General features: G+C 74.7%; 1 protein-coding gene. It reads left to right on the top strand.

Annotated features, from left to right (window positions below; all coding sequences use genetic code 11):
- The coding region (locus ACOADB_RS26350; protein ID WP_378605989.1) for an ROK family protein at positions 1-975 on the top strand (975 nt) is incomplete at both ends.

Genomic DNA, 975 nt, shown 5'->3' with positions numbered 1-975 from the left:
AGTGGTCGCGCCTCCACCCGGGCCGACCTGCGTGCCGTCACCGGGCTGTCCCGCACGGCTGTCGTGGCCCGGGTCAGCGCGCTCGCCGACTCCGGCCTGCTGCGCATCGGCGCCGAGCTGGCCTCCACGGGTGGGCGGCCCGCCGGGAGCCTGGTCTTCAACACCGACGCGGGCACCGTCCTGGCGGCAGCCATCGGTCGCTCCCGCTCCCAGGTCGCCGTCTTCGACCTGGGCGGCACCGAGCTCGCCTCCTCCGCCGTCGACCACGAGGTCGGCGCCGGCCCGGAGGACGTGATGCCCGGAGTCGCCGACCAGCTGGCGCAGCTGCTCACGCCCGACCTGCCCCCGGTGCTCGGCATCGGTTGCTCGCTCCCCGGCGTCGTCGACTGGGAGCGTGGCGTCAGCGTCGACACGCCCGTCATGGCCGGCTGGGACGGCGTCCCCCTGGCGCCGTACCTCTCGCGGGTGGCGGACGCCCCGCTCTTCCTCGCCAACGACGCCGACACGCTCGCCCGGTCGGAGTTCCTCGGGCATGCCCGCGAGATCAAGGACCTGCTGGTCCTCAAGGCGTCGACCGGTCTCGGCCTCGGCGTGCTCGCCGACGGCCGCATCGTCAGTGGCGCACGCGGGGGCGCCGGCGACCTCGGGCACACCAAGGTGAGCGAAGCCGCCGGTCGTCCGTGTCGCTGCGGCGACGTCGGCTGTCTCGAGACGATCGCCTCCGGATGGGCGCTGGTCGCGCGACTCCAGGAGGAAGGTCGCGACGTCGGGCACGTGCGCGACCTCGTCGCCCATGCCCTGGCCGGCGACGCAGAGGCCAAGCAGCTGCTGCGCGAGAGCGGGCGACAGGTCGGCGAGCTGCTGGCCGTCGCCATCAACCTGCTCAACCCCCAGGCGGTGGTCCTGGGCGGCGACATGGCCGCGGCGTACGACGTCTACGCCGCCGGGGTGCGCGAGTCCGTCTACGCCCGGTCC

It is taken from the genome of Nocardioides sp. CPCC 206348 (assembly GCF_048654705.1).
Classification (GTDB): Bacteria; Actinomycetota; Actinomycetes; order Propionibacteriales; family Nocardioidaceae; genus Nocardioides.
Note: the sequence above shows the minus strand (reverse complement) of the source record. Positions and strands in the feature narration are given on the sequence as shown.